Here is a 16,652-nt window from a genome sequence, read left to right on the forward strand (position 1 = left end):
TCCCAGGATAGGCTGAAAACCTTACATTGCCTATCCACTATTCTCTGTTACCTAGGGCTAAGCTCTATAGTTAAATTAATGCAAATTTTTCTAACTGTTTCGATTATTATTATTGCTTTAGTTTTCTTTATATTTGAATGGTTATCGGCTGATTTAACTGCTTTGTCGGTGGCTGTTGTTTTAATTTTACTCAAGTTAGTGAGTCCAGAAGAAGGAATTTCAGGCTTTGCTAATAATGCCACTATTACGGTGATGGCTATGTTTATTTTAAGTGCAGGAATTACTCGTACAGGGGTTATACAAATTGTTCGCGATTTATTGATCAAATGGGGCGGAAAAAATGCCAGTCAACAAATTTTAGTGATGGGGTTAGTTATCGGTCCTATCAGTGCCTTTATTAATAATACGGCTGTTGTGGCGATTTTTTTACCTATTGTTGAAGCTTGGTGCAAACAACAGAAAATATCCGTTTCAAAATTATTAATTCCGTTATCTTTTGTAACTATTTTAGGCGGAATGTTAACCTTAATTGGCACATCTACTAATATTTTAGCTAGTGGGATTTCTAAACAGTTAGGTTACGGAGAATTTAGTTTATTTCAGTTTACAGGATTAGGAATGATTACTTTTGTTATTGGTTTAGTTTATTTAATGGTTTTTGCCCCTAAATTACTACCTGAAAGAATACCAGCAAAAAGTAATTTAATGAGTGAAAATTATAACTTAAAAGATTATGTTACAGAATTGATTATTTTACCGAGTTCTAGTTTAGTCAAACAAACATTAAGGCAAAGTGGGATACAACGTAAATTTGACATTGATGTCTTAGAATTAATCCATAATGATACCCATTTTTTACCCCCTTTTGCTGATAAAAAGTTATCCGTTGGAGACATATTATTAGTTAGAGGAAGTCGAGAAAGTTTACTAGAAATTAAAGATGAAAAAGGAGTCGAAATTTTTGCAGATTTTAAATTTAGTAACCTCGAACAAAATAATAAAGAAAATGAGGAAAAAATAGCGGAAGTTTTGGTCTTATCTAATTCTCGTTTAATTGGTTCAACCCTAAAAGATTTAAGGTTTCGACAACGGTATAATGGTACTATTTTAGCCATTCGCCGAGGGGAAGAATTAGTCAGAGAGAGACTCGGAAAAGTTCCCATTAAATTTGGAGATTTATTACTCATACAAGCACCAAAAGAGAGTTTTATTGGTCTACAAACAACTAGAGAATTATTAGTATTAGAAGAAAGAGACTTAGACACTCTAAGAACTGATAAAGCTTGGATAGCCTTAAGCATTATTTTAGGAGTTATTTTAATTGCTGCTTTTAATATTTTGTCTATCTTAGTTAGTAGTTTAGTTGGAGTGATTTTAATGGTCATTACTGGCTGTTTAAAACCAGGAGAAATTTATGGGGCAGTCCGTTGGGATATTATCTTTTTATTAGCAGGATTAATTCCTTTAGGGATTGCCATGGAAAACTCAGGAACAACTGAATGGTTAGCTAATTTTTTAGTCAATGTAGGAGGAGATTTATCAGGTTACTGGATTTTGACTTGTTTCTATATTGTCACTTCCTTGATGACAGAAATTTTATCCAATAATGCCAGTGTTGTTTTAATGATTCCTATTGCTGCTGAAGTCGCAAAAAGCTTAAGTTTAAATCCTGTGGCATTTATTTTTGCCGTTACTTTTGCTGCTTCTAATAGCTTTTTAACTCCTATTGGCTACCAAACAAACACAATGGTTTATGCACCAGGAGGCTATAAATTTTCAGATTTTGCAAAAATTGGTTTATGGCTCAATTTGCTATTTATGATAGTAACCCCGTTACTGATTACCTTAATTTATGGTCTGTAATTAAACAATTAAGGATGAACAACTATGTACTTACCCGCACTCATTTCTGTTTCTAGTTTTATCGGCGTAATGTTTATCATTATGACCGAAAGATTACACATCACTGCTGCTGCTTTTTTGGGGGCATTAATTCTTGTTTTTACCCATGTAATGACTTTACAAGAAGCTTTTGATTACATTAGTAAAAGTCATGGAACATTAGCCTTATTTTTTGGAGTAATGGTTCTAGTAAGAGCCTTTGAACCAACAAAAGTGTTTGAATATTTAGCCACTCAAATGGTATTAATGGCTAAAGGAAGTGGTAAACTTTTAGTTATCGGAATTATTGGTATTACTACTCCAATTTGTGCCGTTTTACCCAATGCTACAACAGTGATGCTTTTAGCTCCATTAATTCCGCCAATTGCTCAAGAAATCGGTGTGGATTTTGTTCCTTTGCTCATTTTAATGGTATTTGTTGCTAACAGTGCCGGGCTATTAACATTAGTCGGAGATCCCGCTACTTTTATTGTCGGTGACTCCATTAATTTAAGCTTTACAGACTATCTCACTCGACTCAGTTTAGGAGGAGCGATCGCAGTTATCACTATTTTAGTTATGGCCCCGTTTCTTTTTGCTAAAATATGGAACAAAAAATTTACTAATTTAGATCAGTTACCCCACCCAAAAATTAATCATCCCAAAGTATTAATGTTAGGGGGAATTATCATTGCTTTTGTTCTCTTATTCTTTGTCATTGGCGAGTCTTTACCGACTCCTATTCCCCCTGCCTCTGTTGCCTTATTTGGGGCTGTATTAGCTTTGATTTTAGCCCATCAAAGTAAAATTGATACCATCAATAATATCTTTCGAGATTTAGATTGGAGTACCCTATTATTTTTTATGTCCACCTTTGTTTTAATTGGAGGGTTACAAAAGACCGGAGTCACTAGCTATTTATCAAAATTACTCGCTGTTGTCATCGGTCAAAATATCATGTTAGGGGCATTAGTTCTCTTATTTTTAGTAGGAATTCTATCGAGTGTTGTCCCTAATATTCCCCTAGTTGTAGCAATGGTTCCTCTCTTAAAAGAGTATCTGGTTAACATTCATTTAGCCAGTCCTGATATCTTAAATCCTGACTTTTCGGGTCAGTTACCCCCCGAAGTTTTACCCTTATTTTATGCCATGATGTTCGGGGCAACTTTAGGAGGAAATGGTACCTTAGTGGGAGCTTCTTCTAATATTGTGGCTGCAGGAGTTTCTGAACAACATGGTAAACCGATTTCGTTTAAAACCTTTCTTAAATATGGTTTACCTGTAATGATGATGCAGTTAGTTGTCTCTGCTTTATACGTGGTGATTTTCTTGTTAAAGTAAGAGTAAATTGTAGAGGTAACTTATCACTTATCTCTACATTCACAAGATAAGAATAACTATTTTAACCATGTTTCGACCCCAAAAAATTGAACCAAAAGAAGGCCAAGAGTCAGTATGGGACTATCCTCGTCCCCCTCGTTTAGAACCCTGTAATAAACATATCAAAATCATTTTTAATGGTGTTACGATTGTTGATACAAAAAAAGCTTATCGCGTCTTAGAAACCTCTCATCCTCCGTCCTATTATATTCCCCCCGAAGACATCAAAATGGAATACTTACAACCGACGGGAAAACAATCTTTTTGCGAATGGAAAGGGGCAGGAAATTATTACACCCTTACCGTCAATGATAAACAAGCGGTTAACGTTGCTTGGTATTACCCCAACCCCACCCCAGACTTTACCGATATTAAAAATTATGTCGCTTTTTATCCCGATCCAATGGATGAATGTTTAGTGGATGGGGAAACCGTAACCCCTCAACCTGGAAACTTCTATGGAGGGTGGATAACCTCTGATATTGTTGGACCATTCAAAGGAAGTCTCGGTAGTTGGGGATGGTAATTAACTGTAAGTTTACAAAACCTTTTGATTCAAAGCCCAATTTTAAGATTACAATGCGGTCAATGGCAATATTAATGAGAAATTGTATTAGGAATCAATAGATATGGGTGAGTCAGAAAAAATATCAGTGGGAATCATTGGCGCTTCGGGATATGGCGGAGTCCAATTAGTTAGACTATTACAAGAACATCCTTTAGTAGAAATTGTCTATTTAGGGGGTAACAGTAGCGCAGGGCAAGCTTACGCTGAAATCTACCCCCATTTAGGTCATGCAGTAGATTTAACCATTGAACCCATTGATATAGAGGCGATCGCTTCTCGTTGTCAGGTGGTATTTTTAGGACTTCCCAATGGCCTCGCTTGCGATATTGCTCCTCCATTAATCGACAAAGGATGTAAAGTATTAGACTTATCAGCCGATTATCGCTTCAAAAATCTAGAAACCTATAGCAGTTGGTACAATAAAGACCGTAATGACCTAGATACAGCCAAAAAAGCGGTTTACGGACTCCCAGAATTATACCGCGAAGAAATTCAATCCGCTTCCCTCATCGGATGTCCCGGCTGTTACCCCACTGCTAGTTTAATGGCGTTATCTCCCTTACTCAAACAAGGGTTAATCTTACCCGAAACGACGATTATTGATGCTAAGTCAGGAACCTCTGGAGGCGGAAGACAGGCTAAAACCAATCTCTTACTAGCAGAAGCAGAAGGATCATTCGGGGCGTATGGGGTTGCTAAACATCGCCATACCCCAGAAATAGAGCAAATTTCGTCCGATTTAGCTGGCCATGAAGTTAGAGTCCAATTTACCCCCCATTTAATCCCAATGGTTCGAGGTATTTTGTCAACCGTTTATGCCACTCTCAGAGATCCAGGTCTGGTTAGAGACGATTTATTGACGATTTACAGTGCTTTTTATCGTTCTTCTCCTTTTGTCAAAATTTTGCCCAACGGCGTTTATCCGCAAACAAAATGGGCTTGTGGGACGAATTTGTGTTACCTGGGTATCGAAACCGATCCCCGTACCGATCGCGTTATTGTACTTTCTGCCATTGATAACCTAATTAAAGGCCAAGCTGGGCAAGCCGTGCAATGTCTGAACATTATGATGGGATGGGAAGAAACCACCGGATTACCTCAACTGTGTTTTTATCCTTAAATATTATTTCTTAACCCACATAATCCGGCGTAGGCAATAGCGATCGCATCGACACTATCATCGATGGGTAATTTATCTAAATTGAATAAAGTTGCAATCATTTCGGCAACTTCTTTCTTCTTAGCTTTTCCATTCCCTAAATGGCATTTCCAACTCGCTTGATGAAGAAAAATCGGCTCAATTTTAGCCTCTCGATAACAAACTAAATTAATCACCCCTAACCCTTGCATAACACCCCCTGCTGCTTTAATAGTGCGGTTAAAAAAGGGCATTTCGATGGCGATACCTTGAGGTTTAAATTCTGTTAATAATTCTCCTAAATCTTCTTCTATTTCTAAGAGTCTTTGGGAGGTAGATAATTGTTTATTAGTTTCAATGGTTCCATAGTCAATAATTAGAGGCAGTTGTTGCTCACTTTCTTGTAATATTGCCCATCCGACTATGGCTAATCCTGGATCAATTCCTAACCAAGTTTTTTGAGACATTTTTTATCATAAAAAATAACTGTTCACTGATTGCTGTTCACTGATAAATTCTAATCCCATAAAAATCGTGGAAATCGTTCCAGCGACACAAATTTCTCCAGACATAATTTTATCAATAACATCTGTCATCGGAACTAAAACCACTTCAATTTCTTCTGTGACATCTAGATCTATTTTTCCTGTTTTTTCAACATTTAATCCTAAAAAAATGTGAATTTTATTATCATCTTTAACAGGATTATCATAAATAGTTTTCAGAAAGAGCAATTCTTGAGCAATATATCCCGTTTCTTCTTCTAATTCTCGTTTCGCTGCCGTCAAACTATCCTCTTTTTTCGGGTCAAACGTCCCTGCTGGTAGTTCTAATAAAATTTCTTGCACCCCATGCCGATATTGACGTACAAAAACAATTTCTTTGTTAGGAGTAATCGGTAAAATCAAAGCAATTTCAGGACGAATATTAACAAAATAATCATCAATAATCGTGCCATCAGACAATTTAACCTGATCTTGTCTCACCCGACACCATTGATTGTCAATAATCAAATCAGACTTGAGAATTTTCCACTTTTGAAGCGTCATATTTTTAGTAATCTTTCTAGTGATGAAGATATTAAACAACAAAATTTCATCAAATTCTTAAATTAATGTTAAAAACTAGCATAAGTCAAAATACTCATGCTAGTTTCTAGAGGGAATTAAAGAGATGTTTTAACCATTAAGACTGACGCAAAATATTCTGTTGACGATTAAATTCTCTTTCTTCTAATGTCAATACTTGAGACTCAATCGGGGGTCGCATATCCCATTGTAATTCCGCTAATAAGAATAAACAACCCGCCATAATTAATCCAGTCAAGAGAAATTGCCATTGAACAAAATAGGTTAACAATTGTATTCCCAATAAATGAATCAATCCACTAATAATAAACGTTTGCGAACTCATCCCGATTCCCATGACAATATAGCCAATTGCACTTAATCCTAACCAAAGAGGACAAAGATTGATTAAAATAACCCCAATTCCCCCAAAAATGCCGACATTGGTGAGGACTAACCCCATTATCATTAATCCTATCCAGAAATAGACTATCCAGCGTAACCGTTCAACCGTGACCCAAAAATGGGTTAAGCAAGCCATAATAATACTACCAACTAGGGTAAGAATAGACCACAAGATTGCTTGAGAATGCCAACTAATAGGGAAAAAATGAGCCGTCATGAAAATAATACCTGTAATAATTCCCCACAGTAGAAATACTTGATCGATTCGTGTATAAAATCTATAAAATAGTGTTTTTTGACCAATTCGCCCGTAAATCTTTAAAAGTCCGCACAAGTCTTGAATATCGAGGTCTTTCTGTTTAAAACGAAGAATAGGTTGAGATATTTTAAACAAGGGCTTTTTTATTGAAATCAACTTTAATTATGCTTATAGTGTAACATTAATTTATGATTCTTAACATACAGTTCATAAAAAATACCGCCTATTATCACTAACAGGCGGTTATTGAAAAATCATCTTAAAGTTTTCAACTTCAGATAATAACGATCAACTTCTACATAGAAGATCCAATGCCAGCATAAGCACCGTAGAAGAAAAGACCAAGAACGGAAATGGCTCCCATACCAGCAATTAAACCGACAAGCCAAAGGGGAATTCTGCCTTCTGCAAACATGATTTTACCTCCTAGATAATACCCAAAAAAATGAATTAGTTAAAGAAATAGCTCGAAAAGAGAATACCAAGAACCGCAATTAAAAGTAATCCTAGATATAAGGATGTACGGTTCAGTTCTACGGGTTGACGGTTGGGGTTTTGATTTCTGTCCATAAATAAACTCCTATCTTTGAATGAACTGCATAGCAGCGATCGCACCAACAAAAAATACAGTAGGAACGGCTAAGGTATGAACGGCTAACCATCTTACGGTGAAAATGGGGTAAGATGTAGGCTGATTAGGGGTGTTGTTTACCATTGTTTTAAACCTCTTCTAGACTAAACTACTTATTAAATTCTTTGATTTGGTTTTTGGCTTCAAAACGGTCTTGAATAATGGGTAATTCTTGACGTTCTTGAGTAAAATACTGGTCAGGACGAGGAGTCCCGAACACATCATACGCTAAACCAGTGCTAACAAATAGCCAGCCAGCGATAAATAACATGGGAATGGTGATGCTATGAATAACCCAGTAACGAATACTGGTAACAATATCTGAAAACGGACGTTCTCCGGTAACACCTGACATTTTAAGTTTCTCCTCTGAAATTAATGACGAATGGCAAAATCTAGTCTACTACGATTTGCGAAACAGTTTTAAATAGGGAAGAATTAAGCTGCTTCGGATGTGGGTTCATATTTGAGTAAGATACCATCTTGTCCTAAGATAAAACCCTTTTCACGATTAACAAAAACGATTTTATAAAGGTTAGATGGAACGCTTTCAATGGCGCGGTCTTTCTTCCAGGTTTCCCCGCTATCAGAACTTACCAATAAGTTGCCACTACCACCGGCCACCCAAACTTCTTCGGGGGTGCGATAGGCTAAATCGAGTAAACCCCAACTGGTAGAGGGTTCAGGATAAACTACCTCTTGCCAGTCTTCTAAATCTTCTGGAGGCGTAAATTGAAGTTGACCCCCTCTGGCAATTAACCACAGACCTCCTTTTTCACTGTAACCCACCGCTTGTAATCTTCTCGATGAATTGCGGTTATGGGGAGTCCATTCGCTTTGTCCAGGTTCCCAGGTGGAATAGAAGTTACCCCGTGCAGAAACAGCGACGTAGCGACCATCAGGCGATCGCTGAATGTTACGGGCAACCCCAACAGCCCCCTCAACTAAGGCCGACCAAGTTTTTCCGCCGTTGTCGGTTTTGTAAATCGCACCTAGGTTGGTGACTATTTCAGCCGTTTCAGGTCCTAGGGCAATCACCCCATCGGGTGCGCCGGGCAGCTTTTCGCTTAGGGGAATGCGAGCCCAGTTTTCGCCACCATCTTCGGTATGTAATAGGATAGCAGGTTTTCCTGTGATCCAACCTTCATCCCCATTGAAACTTACCCCAGTGAAACTAACTTTTTCGTCACCGAGGTCGAGTTTTCGTGCTTCCCAGGTATCTCCGCCGTCGTTGGTTTCAAAGAGGGCTGCTTTTGTCCCCACTAACCAACCATGATCGGGATCATCGGTAAAGGCGATGTCGGCAAAGGTGACATCAGTTTCTAAGGAAAGGGTTTTCCAGGGATTATTAAGGGTAGACGGAACTTGACTGCAACTAATGCAAAATAAGGAAACGGCTATTAATATTACAAATTGTTTCAGTTTTCTCATAAACACAAGGTAAATAGGCTGATAAAAGTTCGATTTTGTTGGTCAACTCTGTTTAAAACAGTATTGAGGCAAGGGTTAACCTAATCCGTATAAACTGAGGAAAAACAGGAAACCTAAAGCCAATCCTCCAAAAATTAAGAGGTTTTTTTGATTCGGGGTCAGATTATTGACACCAAAGCCATAGTTTAGGTTTTGTTGAAACCCAGACGGGGCGTTGGTTGCGCCAATATTGACGAACTGATTGGGCTTTGCGCCACAGACGGGGCATTTCCAGCCATCAGGGAGTTCAGAAAAAGGGGTTCCAGGGGGAACGTTTCCCTTGCCATCGCCTTTGCTTGGCTCATATACATAGCCACAGAGACGACATTCGTGGTTAGCTGGTGCGAGTTCAGCTAGGGTTTTTTCTTCGGGTCGTTCAGCCATTGCTGTACTTTAAGCAAATCTTAATATCTATGTTACAAATTATCCCATAAACTTAACAATCTGAACAAATCTTGCTATAGAAAATGAGAGGTTAGGGGTTAAGAATGGTTAGAAAGAGAAGTTACTATTAATGAGTTAATCACATTTTCATCGAATAACCTGGGAAAAGAAACCGCTAATTTCTTTTCTATTAAGAAATCCAATTTGAGGTCAAATCGCTGGAAGTGTACTTTCATCAGATATTTAGCGATCGCAGTCTCCGAAAGTGACAAAAGAGAGATACATAAAAATCCTCAAAACTACTTCTCGGTTGTCACAAGAGATTCTTTATTGCGGTGAGCAGTTACTTTGTGGGTTGGGTAATTCAAGGAGGAAGCCTAAAACCTTAGTCAAAACTAATGTTTTTTCTAACTTTCCCTAATAGTTCTATTATTATTCTAGTTTTTCGGAGAGAATATCATCGCAGAGATGTCGATCGCTTTCACTAAGATTAGCACTGGAGTTATGTAAATAAGTCCATACCTTTTCACAACTGCGCTCTATTAAAGAGTTTAAATCTATATCCCAGAGTTTTATACTTTGATCGTCACTACCAGAAGCTAATATATTGCGCTTAGGGTTAAAACTAACGCCATTAACCGAATCAGAATGGTTGTTAAAACTATAGATTGAGTTTCCAGTATTTGAGTCCCAAATTTGAACTGTATTGCTGTTGCTATTACTACCGGAGGCTAGTATTTGACTATCTCGACTAAAATTTAGGCTAAGAATGGTTAAAAAAGTTTCAATAGCTCCTACGTTTCCATATGTTGTTATAGAAAAAATTTCTGTAAAAGATTCTTGTTTTTTGTTGCTCTTCCAAAGTTTTATGATACCTTGATCACTGCCAGAAGCTAGTATTTTATTATCAGGACTAAAACTAAGGCTTTGGATTGCAGTATCATGACCTACAAGAGGCTCAAGATATTTTTGTGTTTGAAGATTCCATATTTTGATAGTTTTACTATTTATCCCAGAAGCGGCAAGTAATTTACCGTTAGGACTAAAGCTAATGCTTACAATTGCCTCATTATAAGGATTAAGGGTGTGAATTAATTGTCCTTTTTCAACATCCCAAAGTTTAATAGTTCCGTCATCACCACCAGATGCTAATATCTTCCCCTCTGGACTAAAATTGATACGTCTAACCAAGCCAGTATGGTGATTAAGAGTATTAAGTAGTTCTGTTCTTTTCACATCCCAAAGTTTGATAGTTCCATCATCACCACTAGATGCTAATATCTTCCCATCTGGATTGAAAATAATATTCCAAACCGAGCCATTATCATGGTTAAAGGTATGGATGATTTCTCCTTTTTCGACATCCCAAAGTTTAATCGTTCCATCACGACCACCGGATGCTAATATCTTTCCATCTGGATGAAAACTAACGCTGTAAACTCCGTTGTCATGAGCTTTAGTGATAGAAACTGGTTGTCTGAGTTGTACATTCCAAAATTGAATTCTTCCATCATCACTACTAGATGCTAAGGTTTTGCTATCGGGACTAAAACTGACGCTTCTAACTCTGTCATTGTGTCCTTTAAGGGTCCGGATAAGTTCTCCTGTTTCAATATCCCAAAGTTTTACTGTGTTGTCATCACTACCAGAACCGGAAGCAAGGCTCTTGCCATCGGGACTGAAACTTACACTCCAAATTGTAACCTCTCGATTTTCAAGATTTTTAATTATTTGTCCTGTTTTGATATTCCACAATATTATACTTCCATTTTTACTTCCGTTACTCCCAGACGCAAGGAGTTGGCCATTTGGACTAAAACTAAGGCTAGTCACAAAACCAGAGTCATTGTGTCCTTTAAGAGTACGGATAAGTTCTCCTGTTTCAAGATTCCAAAGTTTTACTGTGTTGTCATCACTACCGGAAGCAAGGATCTTGCCATTGGGACTGAAACTTACGCTACTAATTGGCTCATTGTGTCCTTTAAGAGTATGGATAACTTCTCCTGTTTTGACATCCCAAAGTTTTATAGTGTTGTCATTACTACCAGAAGCAAGGGTCTTACCATCAAAACTAAAACTGACGCTTTGAACCCCTTCATTATGTTCTTTAAGAGTACGGATAACTTTTCCTGTTTCAAGATTCCATATTTCAATAATATTGTGATTTATACTGCTTGATGCAAGGATCTTGCTATTGCCATTAAAACTAATACTACTAATAGTATCATTTTGTCCTTTAAGAGTACGGATAAGTTCTCCTGTTTCGAGATTCCAAAGTTTAATAGTTCCATCACCACCACCAGATGCTAATATTTGACCGTTTGGATGAAAATCAATATTCATGACCCAATCACAATTACAATGGAATTGATTTTTTTCACTTCCTTCATAAACAGTCCTTATTAAAGCCCTCATTACGTCAGGATCGTTTATTTTGTGTTTTTGTAAGATTTTTCTAGCCCGAATCGCTTCTACGAAAGCATCCAATTCTTTTCCTTCATCAAACAAAGATAAAGACAAACGACCAAGGGAATTAGCTTTATTTAGTTCTGCAAATTTTTGCTGAGTAAGTCCAGCACCTATCAATCCACTTAACACTAACATAACTGCGATCACAATCCGTACTCGCCAACTACCATTTCGTCGCTTTTGTAGAACACTTGCCTGTATAAATTCTCTTTCAGCTTTATTTAACCAATTATCCTCTTCTTTAATTTCTTGATCCAAAACATCCAAATAAGGATTACTATTCCAAAGAAATTGTGTTGGTAATCTTCTTTGTTGTTCTTGAGAACGTTGTAACCGTCTTATTAAATAACCAGGTAATTTAAACAATAAATTTTCAACTAATAAAAATCCCCGATCTATACCATTAATAACTGGATTTGCCTTGTCAAACAGTCCTGTTTGATAATTTTCTTTTACTTGCTCCCATTCCATCGCAGCAGGAGTTAACCGTCGTTGCAAAATTAAGGTTTCTTCCTCTTCTTTTTTCCAAGTTAGTAACTTATCCCAACCTGTTACTAACGCATCATGTGCTGGTTCAACATACTCCCCTCTTTCGTCTTGATCGCTAATTAATAACCTCACCTCATCAAAACGCTTAATAAATGTCTTAACTCGTCCATATTCTGGTTCAGGATAGACTAACTCTTTTTGATAAACTCGTCGTCTTGCTAATTCTCCCCCAATAGCTACCATCCGCAGCATCACGTGACGGATAGTGATTGCATACGCAGCATCTTCTTTGACTAAAGCATTATATTCTTCATCGGCACGACGGGTTAAAGATTTAATCACACCTCCTAACTGATCATAATCTTGCCAAGTTATGACTCTATCAACTGTATCCCCTGTTTTTTGTCCTTCTAGGTAACGATGGGCTAATTTTAGATATAATTCGCTCAAAGCGAAAGATAATAAAGGTAAAGCTCCCGGCATATCCGCCACTTCATCAATTAAACGATCAACTAAATAGCCTTTATCTTCCAAAGATTCAAAATACACCATTTTTGCTGATGCTGGTTCTTCTATCACTTCCCGTAAGTCATTACGACTCATCGCAGGAACAATAAACCGTCCCTCTTGCCAATAGTCTGTTAAGAGTGTATTGCTAAACTGGGATTCAAAATCTGATCGCAATGTGATAACTATTCTTAATTGATTGTCATAAGTTGTTGCAAGATTGGCTAATATCTGCAAAAATTGTTCTCTTTCGCTTTCATCTCGACTCAGAGTAATTAATTCTTCTAATTGGTCAATTACCAATAATAATTTCTGATGAGGATGATTTCTAGACCAATTAGCGATCGCTTGATGTAAGGTTTTTGAATTATCGTCTAATTCCTTGATCAAAGTATTTAAACGATTTAACGGAAACTCCCCTGGACGAATGGGGGTCAAGGTTTTCCATTGAGGCAATGGGTCTAAATAAGCCATTAATCCGGCTTTAACTAAACTCGATTTTCCTGAACCAGATGCACCGAGAACCACAGTCAACGGACGAGCAGAATGACTAATAAATTCATAAAGTTGCTTAATTAAAGCGGTTCTACCAAAGAATAAATTACTATGTTTCTTTTCATAAGATTTTAAACCCCGATAAGGATTATTTTCTTCTAAATTATCTAAAGAGGGTGCAAAGGGTAAGTTTAAAGGATGACCAGGAATTAGGAAAATAAATTCCCCTTTATCATGCTTCTTTAAACTCCAAATTTGGGGAGTTTGACGCTTTTTTATAGCATAAGTAGGAACTTCTACGGAATCTCGTAAGTATAAATAAAGTTCTGTTGCGGTAATGATGCCATCGCCGGCAGGTTTTCCATTTTTAGCAGGGGGATAAACATCGGCATTTCCCCGTAATGCTTCCATTAACGCTGTAGCAAAGGGAGAATGGTTCGCCTGGTTTTTAGCAATTCCGCGATCGTTTTTGAGGTCTAAATTATCCAAAGCCGTTTGATCGTAGCCGGCGGAGGTGATTATTTGCCAGGCTGGATCTTGTATAAAGCGATCGTAACGTTCTTTATAGATCACTTCTGGTATAACCCCAATATCACGGGTACTAGACCAACGAAAAGCACCGGCAAAACAGCAATCTAAGATAACAAAACAATGACGACAAGAAAGCTTGCTTAAGGCTGCTTCTACTGTCTCCATAGGAAGATAAGTAGAAACATCCCCTAATTTGCCATCTTGGGGGATTAAGTAGCCTTGGGGACCTTCATCTCCATTGAGTGCAATACCATGACCAGCAAAGTAAAAAATAAGGCGACTAGATGAGGTTTGAATTAAGTTAGGTAAGTCAATGTTTAATAATTGTTCTAACTGTTGTTTTGTGGGTTGATAGTCAATAATAGGGTGCAGTTTATAATGATAATCTTGTTCTAAAATATCAGCGATCGCTATTGCATCTTGTTGGGCAGTTCCTAATGGGGGAATACCATTTTGATAGTTATTAATGCCAATAATAACAGCTATATTTTGTGTAAATTCATATTGAGACATTTGATTATTGCTTATTTTTACTCTTAATTTTCCTAAACTGGAGTTGAGACTCACTCCACCAAAATCATATTGTACAGTCGAGTCTAAGCAAAGATGGTATTTTCTCCCTTTTTCTTTAAGGCTAGTGAAGCTTATCTAAAAGGCTGCTTCTTGCTTCTAAGATATTCCCTATTGCACCCCCTACAAGCTAATTAAACCTATAAAAAAAAAGAAGCATCTTAAATTTAAGATGCTTCTAAAAACTATTCTAAGATAGTAATTACTTAGAATCAGACTCTGAAAATTCAGCATCAATGACATCATCGCCACCGTCAGAGGAACCACCACCAGGGGCTGCACCACCAGCACTATCCGTAGGTCCAGCACCGGCACCAGGCGCGCCACCAGCTTGTTGATAGACACTGCTACCAATACTGTAAAGCAGTTGTTGTAACTCTTCGGTTAAAGACTTGATTTGATCGTCATTATCTTGGGCGATCGCATCTTTGAGGTCTTTAATTAACCCTTCAGCCTTGGTTTTATCTCCAGCAGGAACTTTATCCCCTAACTCATTGAGTTGTTTTTCAGCTTGATAAACTAAAGAGTCAGCTTGGTTCTTACGGTCGATTTTTTCTCGACGTTCCTTGTCTGCGCTGGCGTTAGCTTCTGCTTCTTGCACCATGCGATCAACTTCGGTATCGGGTAAAGTAGAAGCTCCAGTAATACTGATAGACTGTTCTTTACCAGTTCCTTTGTCTTTGGCGGTAACGTTGAGAATACCGTTAGCATCAATATCAAAGGTTACTTCAATTTGAGGAACACCACGAGGTGCAGGGGGAATACCATCTAAGCGGAATAACCCTAAATCTTTGTTATCTTTGGCCATTTCCCGTTCCCCTTGAAGAACGTGAATTTCTACATTACTTTGACCATCAACCGCAGTCGAGAAGACCTCAGATTTTTTGGTAGGAATGGTGGTGTTACGAGGAATAATTTTGGTCATAACACCGCCGAGGGTTTCCACACCAAGAGACAGAGGGGTTACATCTAAGAGAAGGATATCTTTTACTTCACCGGCTAAGACACCCCCTTGAATGGCTGCACCCATCGCTACCACTTCGTCAGGGTTAACCCCTTTGTTGGGTTCTTTTCCTAAGATTTTTTGGACTAATTCTTGAACCGCAGGAATACGAGTTGAACCCCCAACTAATACCACTTCATCAATGTCGCTGTTGCTGAGTTTAGCGTCTTTCATCGCCTTTTCAACAGGGATGCGAGAGCGATCAATGAGATCAGAACAGAGTTCCTCAAATTTTGCCCGTGTTAAGGTTGTATCGAGGTGTTTGGGACCTTCTTGGGTAGCGGTGATAAAGGGTAGGTTAATCTCGCTTTGGGTAACGCTAGAAAGTTCAATTTTAGCTTTTTCGGCTGCTTCGGTTAACCGTTGCAGTGCTTGCTTATCTTTGCGAAGATCGATCCCTTCATTACTTTCAAATTGTTTAGCGAGAAAATCAACAATTTTTTTATCAAAGTCGTCACCCCCTAGGTGAGTATCTCCAGAAGTAGCCAATACTTCAAATACACCGTCACCCACTTCTAGGATAGATACGTCAAAGGTTCCACCCCCTAAGTCAAATACCAGGATAGTTTCGTTACTCTTTTTGTCTAACCCGTAGGCTAAAGACGCTGCCGTAGGCTCGTTAATAATCCGTTTTACTTCAATTCCGGCGATTTTACCTGCGTCTTTGGTTGCTTGACGTTGAGAGTCGTTAAAGTAAGCAGGAACAGTAATTACTGCTTCGGTAACGGTTTCGCCAAGGTATTTACTAGCATCTTCAACTAACTTACGTAATACCTGCGCTGAAATTTCTTCAGGTGCAAATTGTTTGCTTTGAGCAGGACAATCTAATTTAACATTACCGTTGCTGTCCCGTATTACTTTATAAGAAACTTCTGTTGCTTCGTTAGTGACTTCTTCGTGTTTGCGACCAATGAAACGTTTAACTGAATAAAAGGTATTTTCAGGGTTCATCACCGCTTGACGCTTAGCAATTTGTCCTACCAAGCGATCGCCATTTTTGGCATAAGCGACCACCGAAGGGGTGGTACGAAAGCCCTCTGCGTTAGCAATAACAGTAGGTTTACCCCCTTCCATTACCGCGACACAAGAGTTTGTAGTTCCTAAATCAATTCCGACAACTTTTCCCATATCCTATACTCCGTAATTACTATATGACTTACTCAATGCTGTTAGTTCAGCCTAAGTATTAATAATGGGTTTCTCTGAGTATTTTTCACTCATATCTATGGTGACGGGATAGGGGTTTTATAGGGTAGTGTAGGTTTCCGAACCTAGGGATGACGGTTTGAAGATTATTGTCACCTAAGTTAGAGGAAAATAAGAGATAATAAAGTCATTGATAAACTTCATTTTTATCAAAATTCTTACTGCTAACTTTTTCATCTTCTATTTTAATTTCTTCCAA

At 38.0% G+C, this 16,652-nt stretch carries 15 protein-coding genes; 4 read left to right on the top strand and 11 right to left on the bottom strand.

Annotated elements, in window-relative coordinates; genetic code table 11:
* The first annotated feature begins 78 nt into the window (after positions 1-78).
* The 4 genes from CY0110_RS13520 (at position 79) to argC (ending at position 4,949) form a co-directional block, all read left to right on the top strand.
* Positions 79-1,863 (top strand): SLC13 family permease, encoded by a 1,785-nt coding sequence (locus CY0110_RS13520; protein ID WP_008276009.1) that lies wholly within the window; start codon positions 79-81, stop codon positions 1,861-1,863.
* A 24-nt stretch (positions 1,864-1,887) separates the two neighbouring features.
* The gene (locus CY0110_RS13525) at positions 1,888-3,222 is read left to right on the top strand and encodes an ArsB/NhaD family transporter (RefSeq protein WP_008276010.1); all 1,335 of its coding nucleotides are present in this window, start codon (positions 1,888-1,890) and stop codon (positions 3,220-3,222) included.
* Positions 3,223-3,289: 67 nt separating this feature from the next.
* Positions 3,290-3,787, top strand: coding sequence for a DUF427 domain-containing protein (locus CY0110_RS13530; RefSeq protein WP_008276011.1), 498 nt, complete (start codon positions 3,290-3,292; stop codon positions 3,785-3,787).
* A 103-nt stretch (positions 3,788-3,890) separates the two neighbouring features.
* The gene (gene argC, locus CY0110_RS13535; RefSeq protein ID WP_008276012.1) at positions 3,891-4,949 is read left to right on the top strand and encodes an N-acetyl-gamma-glutamyl-phosphate reductase; all 1,059 of its coding nucleotides are present in this window, start codon (positions 3,891-3,893) and stop codon (positions 4,947-4,949) included.
* Here argC and CY0110_RS13540 read toward each other — a convergent pair.
* The 11 genes from CY0110_RS13540 to dnaK form a co-directional block, all read right to left on the bottom strand.
* Positions 4,946-5,434 (bottom strand): crossover junction endodeoxyribonuclease RuvC, encoded by a 489-nt coding sequence (locus tag CY0110_RS13540; protein ID WP_008276013.1) that lies wholly within the window; start codon positions 5,432-5,434, stop codon positions 4,946-4,948. The two genes, argC and CY0110_RS13540, sit on opposite strands and share 4 nt — an antisense overlap.
* Positions 5,435-5,440: 6 nt before the next feature.
* Positions 5,441-6,016, bottom strand: coding sequence for an NUDIX hydrolase (locus tag CY0110_RS13545; protein ID WP_008276014.1), 576 nt, complete (start codon positions 6,014-6,016; stop codon positions 5,441-5,443).
* A 136-nt stretch (positions 6,017-6,152) separates the two neighbouring features.
* Positions 6,153-6,833, bottom strand: a complete 681-nt coding sequence (locus tag CY0110_RS13550; protein WP_008276015.1) for a hypothetical protein — start codon at positions 6,831-6,833, stop codon at positions 6,153-6,155.
* Positions 6,834-6,993: 160 nt separating this feature from the next.
* Complete coding sequence (locus tag CY0110_RS13555) at positions 6,994-7,113, bottom strand: photosystem II reaction center protein J (RefSeq protein WP_008276016.1); 120 nt, start codon at positions 7,111-7,113, stop codon at positions 6,994-6,996.
* Between the two features lie 35 nt (positions 7,114-7,148).
* Positions 7,149-7,268, bottom strand: coding sequence for a photosystem II reaction center protein L (locus tag CY0110_RS28625; RefSeq protein ID WP_009544126.1), 120 nt, complete (start codon positions 7,266-7,268; stop codon positions 7,149-7,151).
* Positions 7,269-7,278: 10 nt separating this feature from the next.
* Positions 7,279-7,413: a cytochrome b559 subunit beta gene (gene psbF / locus CY0110_RS28630; protein ID WP_008276017.1), complete on the bottom strand. Its 135-nt coding sequence runs from the start codon at positions 7,411-7,413 to the stop codon at positions 7,279-7,281.
* Between the two features lie 25 nt (positions 7,414-7,438).
* Positions 7,439-7,684: a cytochrome b559 subunit alpha gene (gene psbE, locus CY0110_RS13560; protein ID WP_008276018.1), complete on the bottom strand. Its 246-nt coding sequence runs from the start codon at positions 7,682-7,684 to the stop codon at positions 7,439-7,441.
* Between the two features lie 83 nt (positions 7,685-7,767).
* A complete protein-coding gene (locus CY0110_RS13565) occupies positions 7,768-8,760 on the bottom strand; it encodes a photosynthesis system II assembly factor Ycf48 (RefSeq protein WP_008276019.1) in 993 nt (330 codons plus the stop codon).
* Between the two features lie 75 nt (positions 8,761-8,835).
* Entirely contained in the window at positions 8,836-9,183 is a 348-nt protein-coding gene (locus CY0110_RS13570) for a rubredoxin (RefSeq protein WP_008276020.1), read from the bottom strand.
* Positions 9,184-9,615: 432 nt separating this feature from the next.
* Positions 9,616-14,187 (bottom strand): nSTAND1 domain-containing NTPase, encoded by a 4,572-nt coding sequence (locus CY0110_RS13575; protein WP_008276021.1) that lies wholly within the window; start codon positions 14,185-14,187, stop codon positions 9,616-9,618.
* A 259-nt stretch (positions 14,188-14,446) separates the two neighbouring features.
* Positions 14,447-16,375 carry a molecular chaperone DnaK gene (gene dnaK / locus CY0110_RS13580; RefSeq protein ID WP_008276022.1) on the bottom strand — a complete coding sequence of 643 codons (1,929 nt, stop codon included), beginning with the start codon at positions 16,373-16,375 and terminating at the stop codon, positions 14,447-14,449.
* Between the last annotated feature and the right edge of the window lie 277 nt (positions 16,376-16,652).

This window comes from Crocosphaera chwakensis CCY0110, from assembly GCF_000169335.1.
Classification (GTDB): domain Bacteria; phylum Cyanobacteriota; class Cyanobacteriia; order Cyanobacteriales; family Microcystaceae; genus Crocosphaera; species Crocosphaera chwakensis.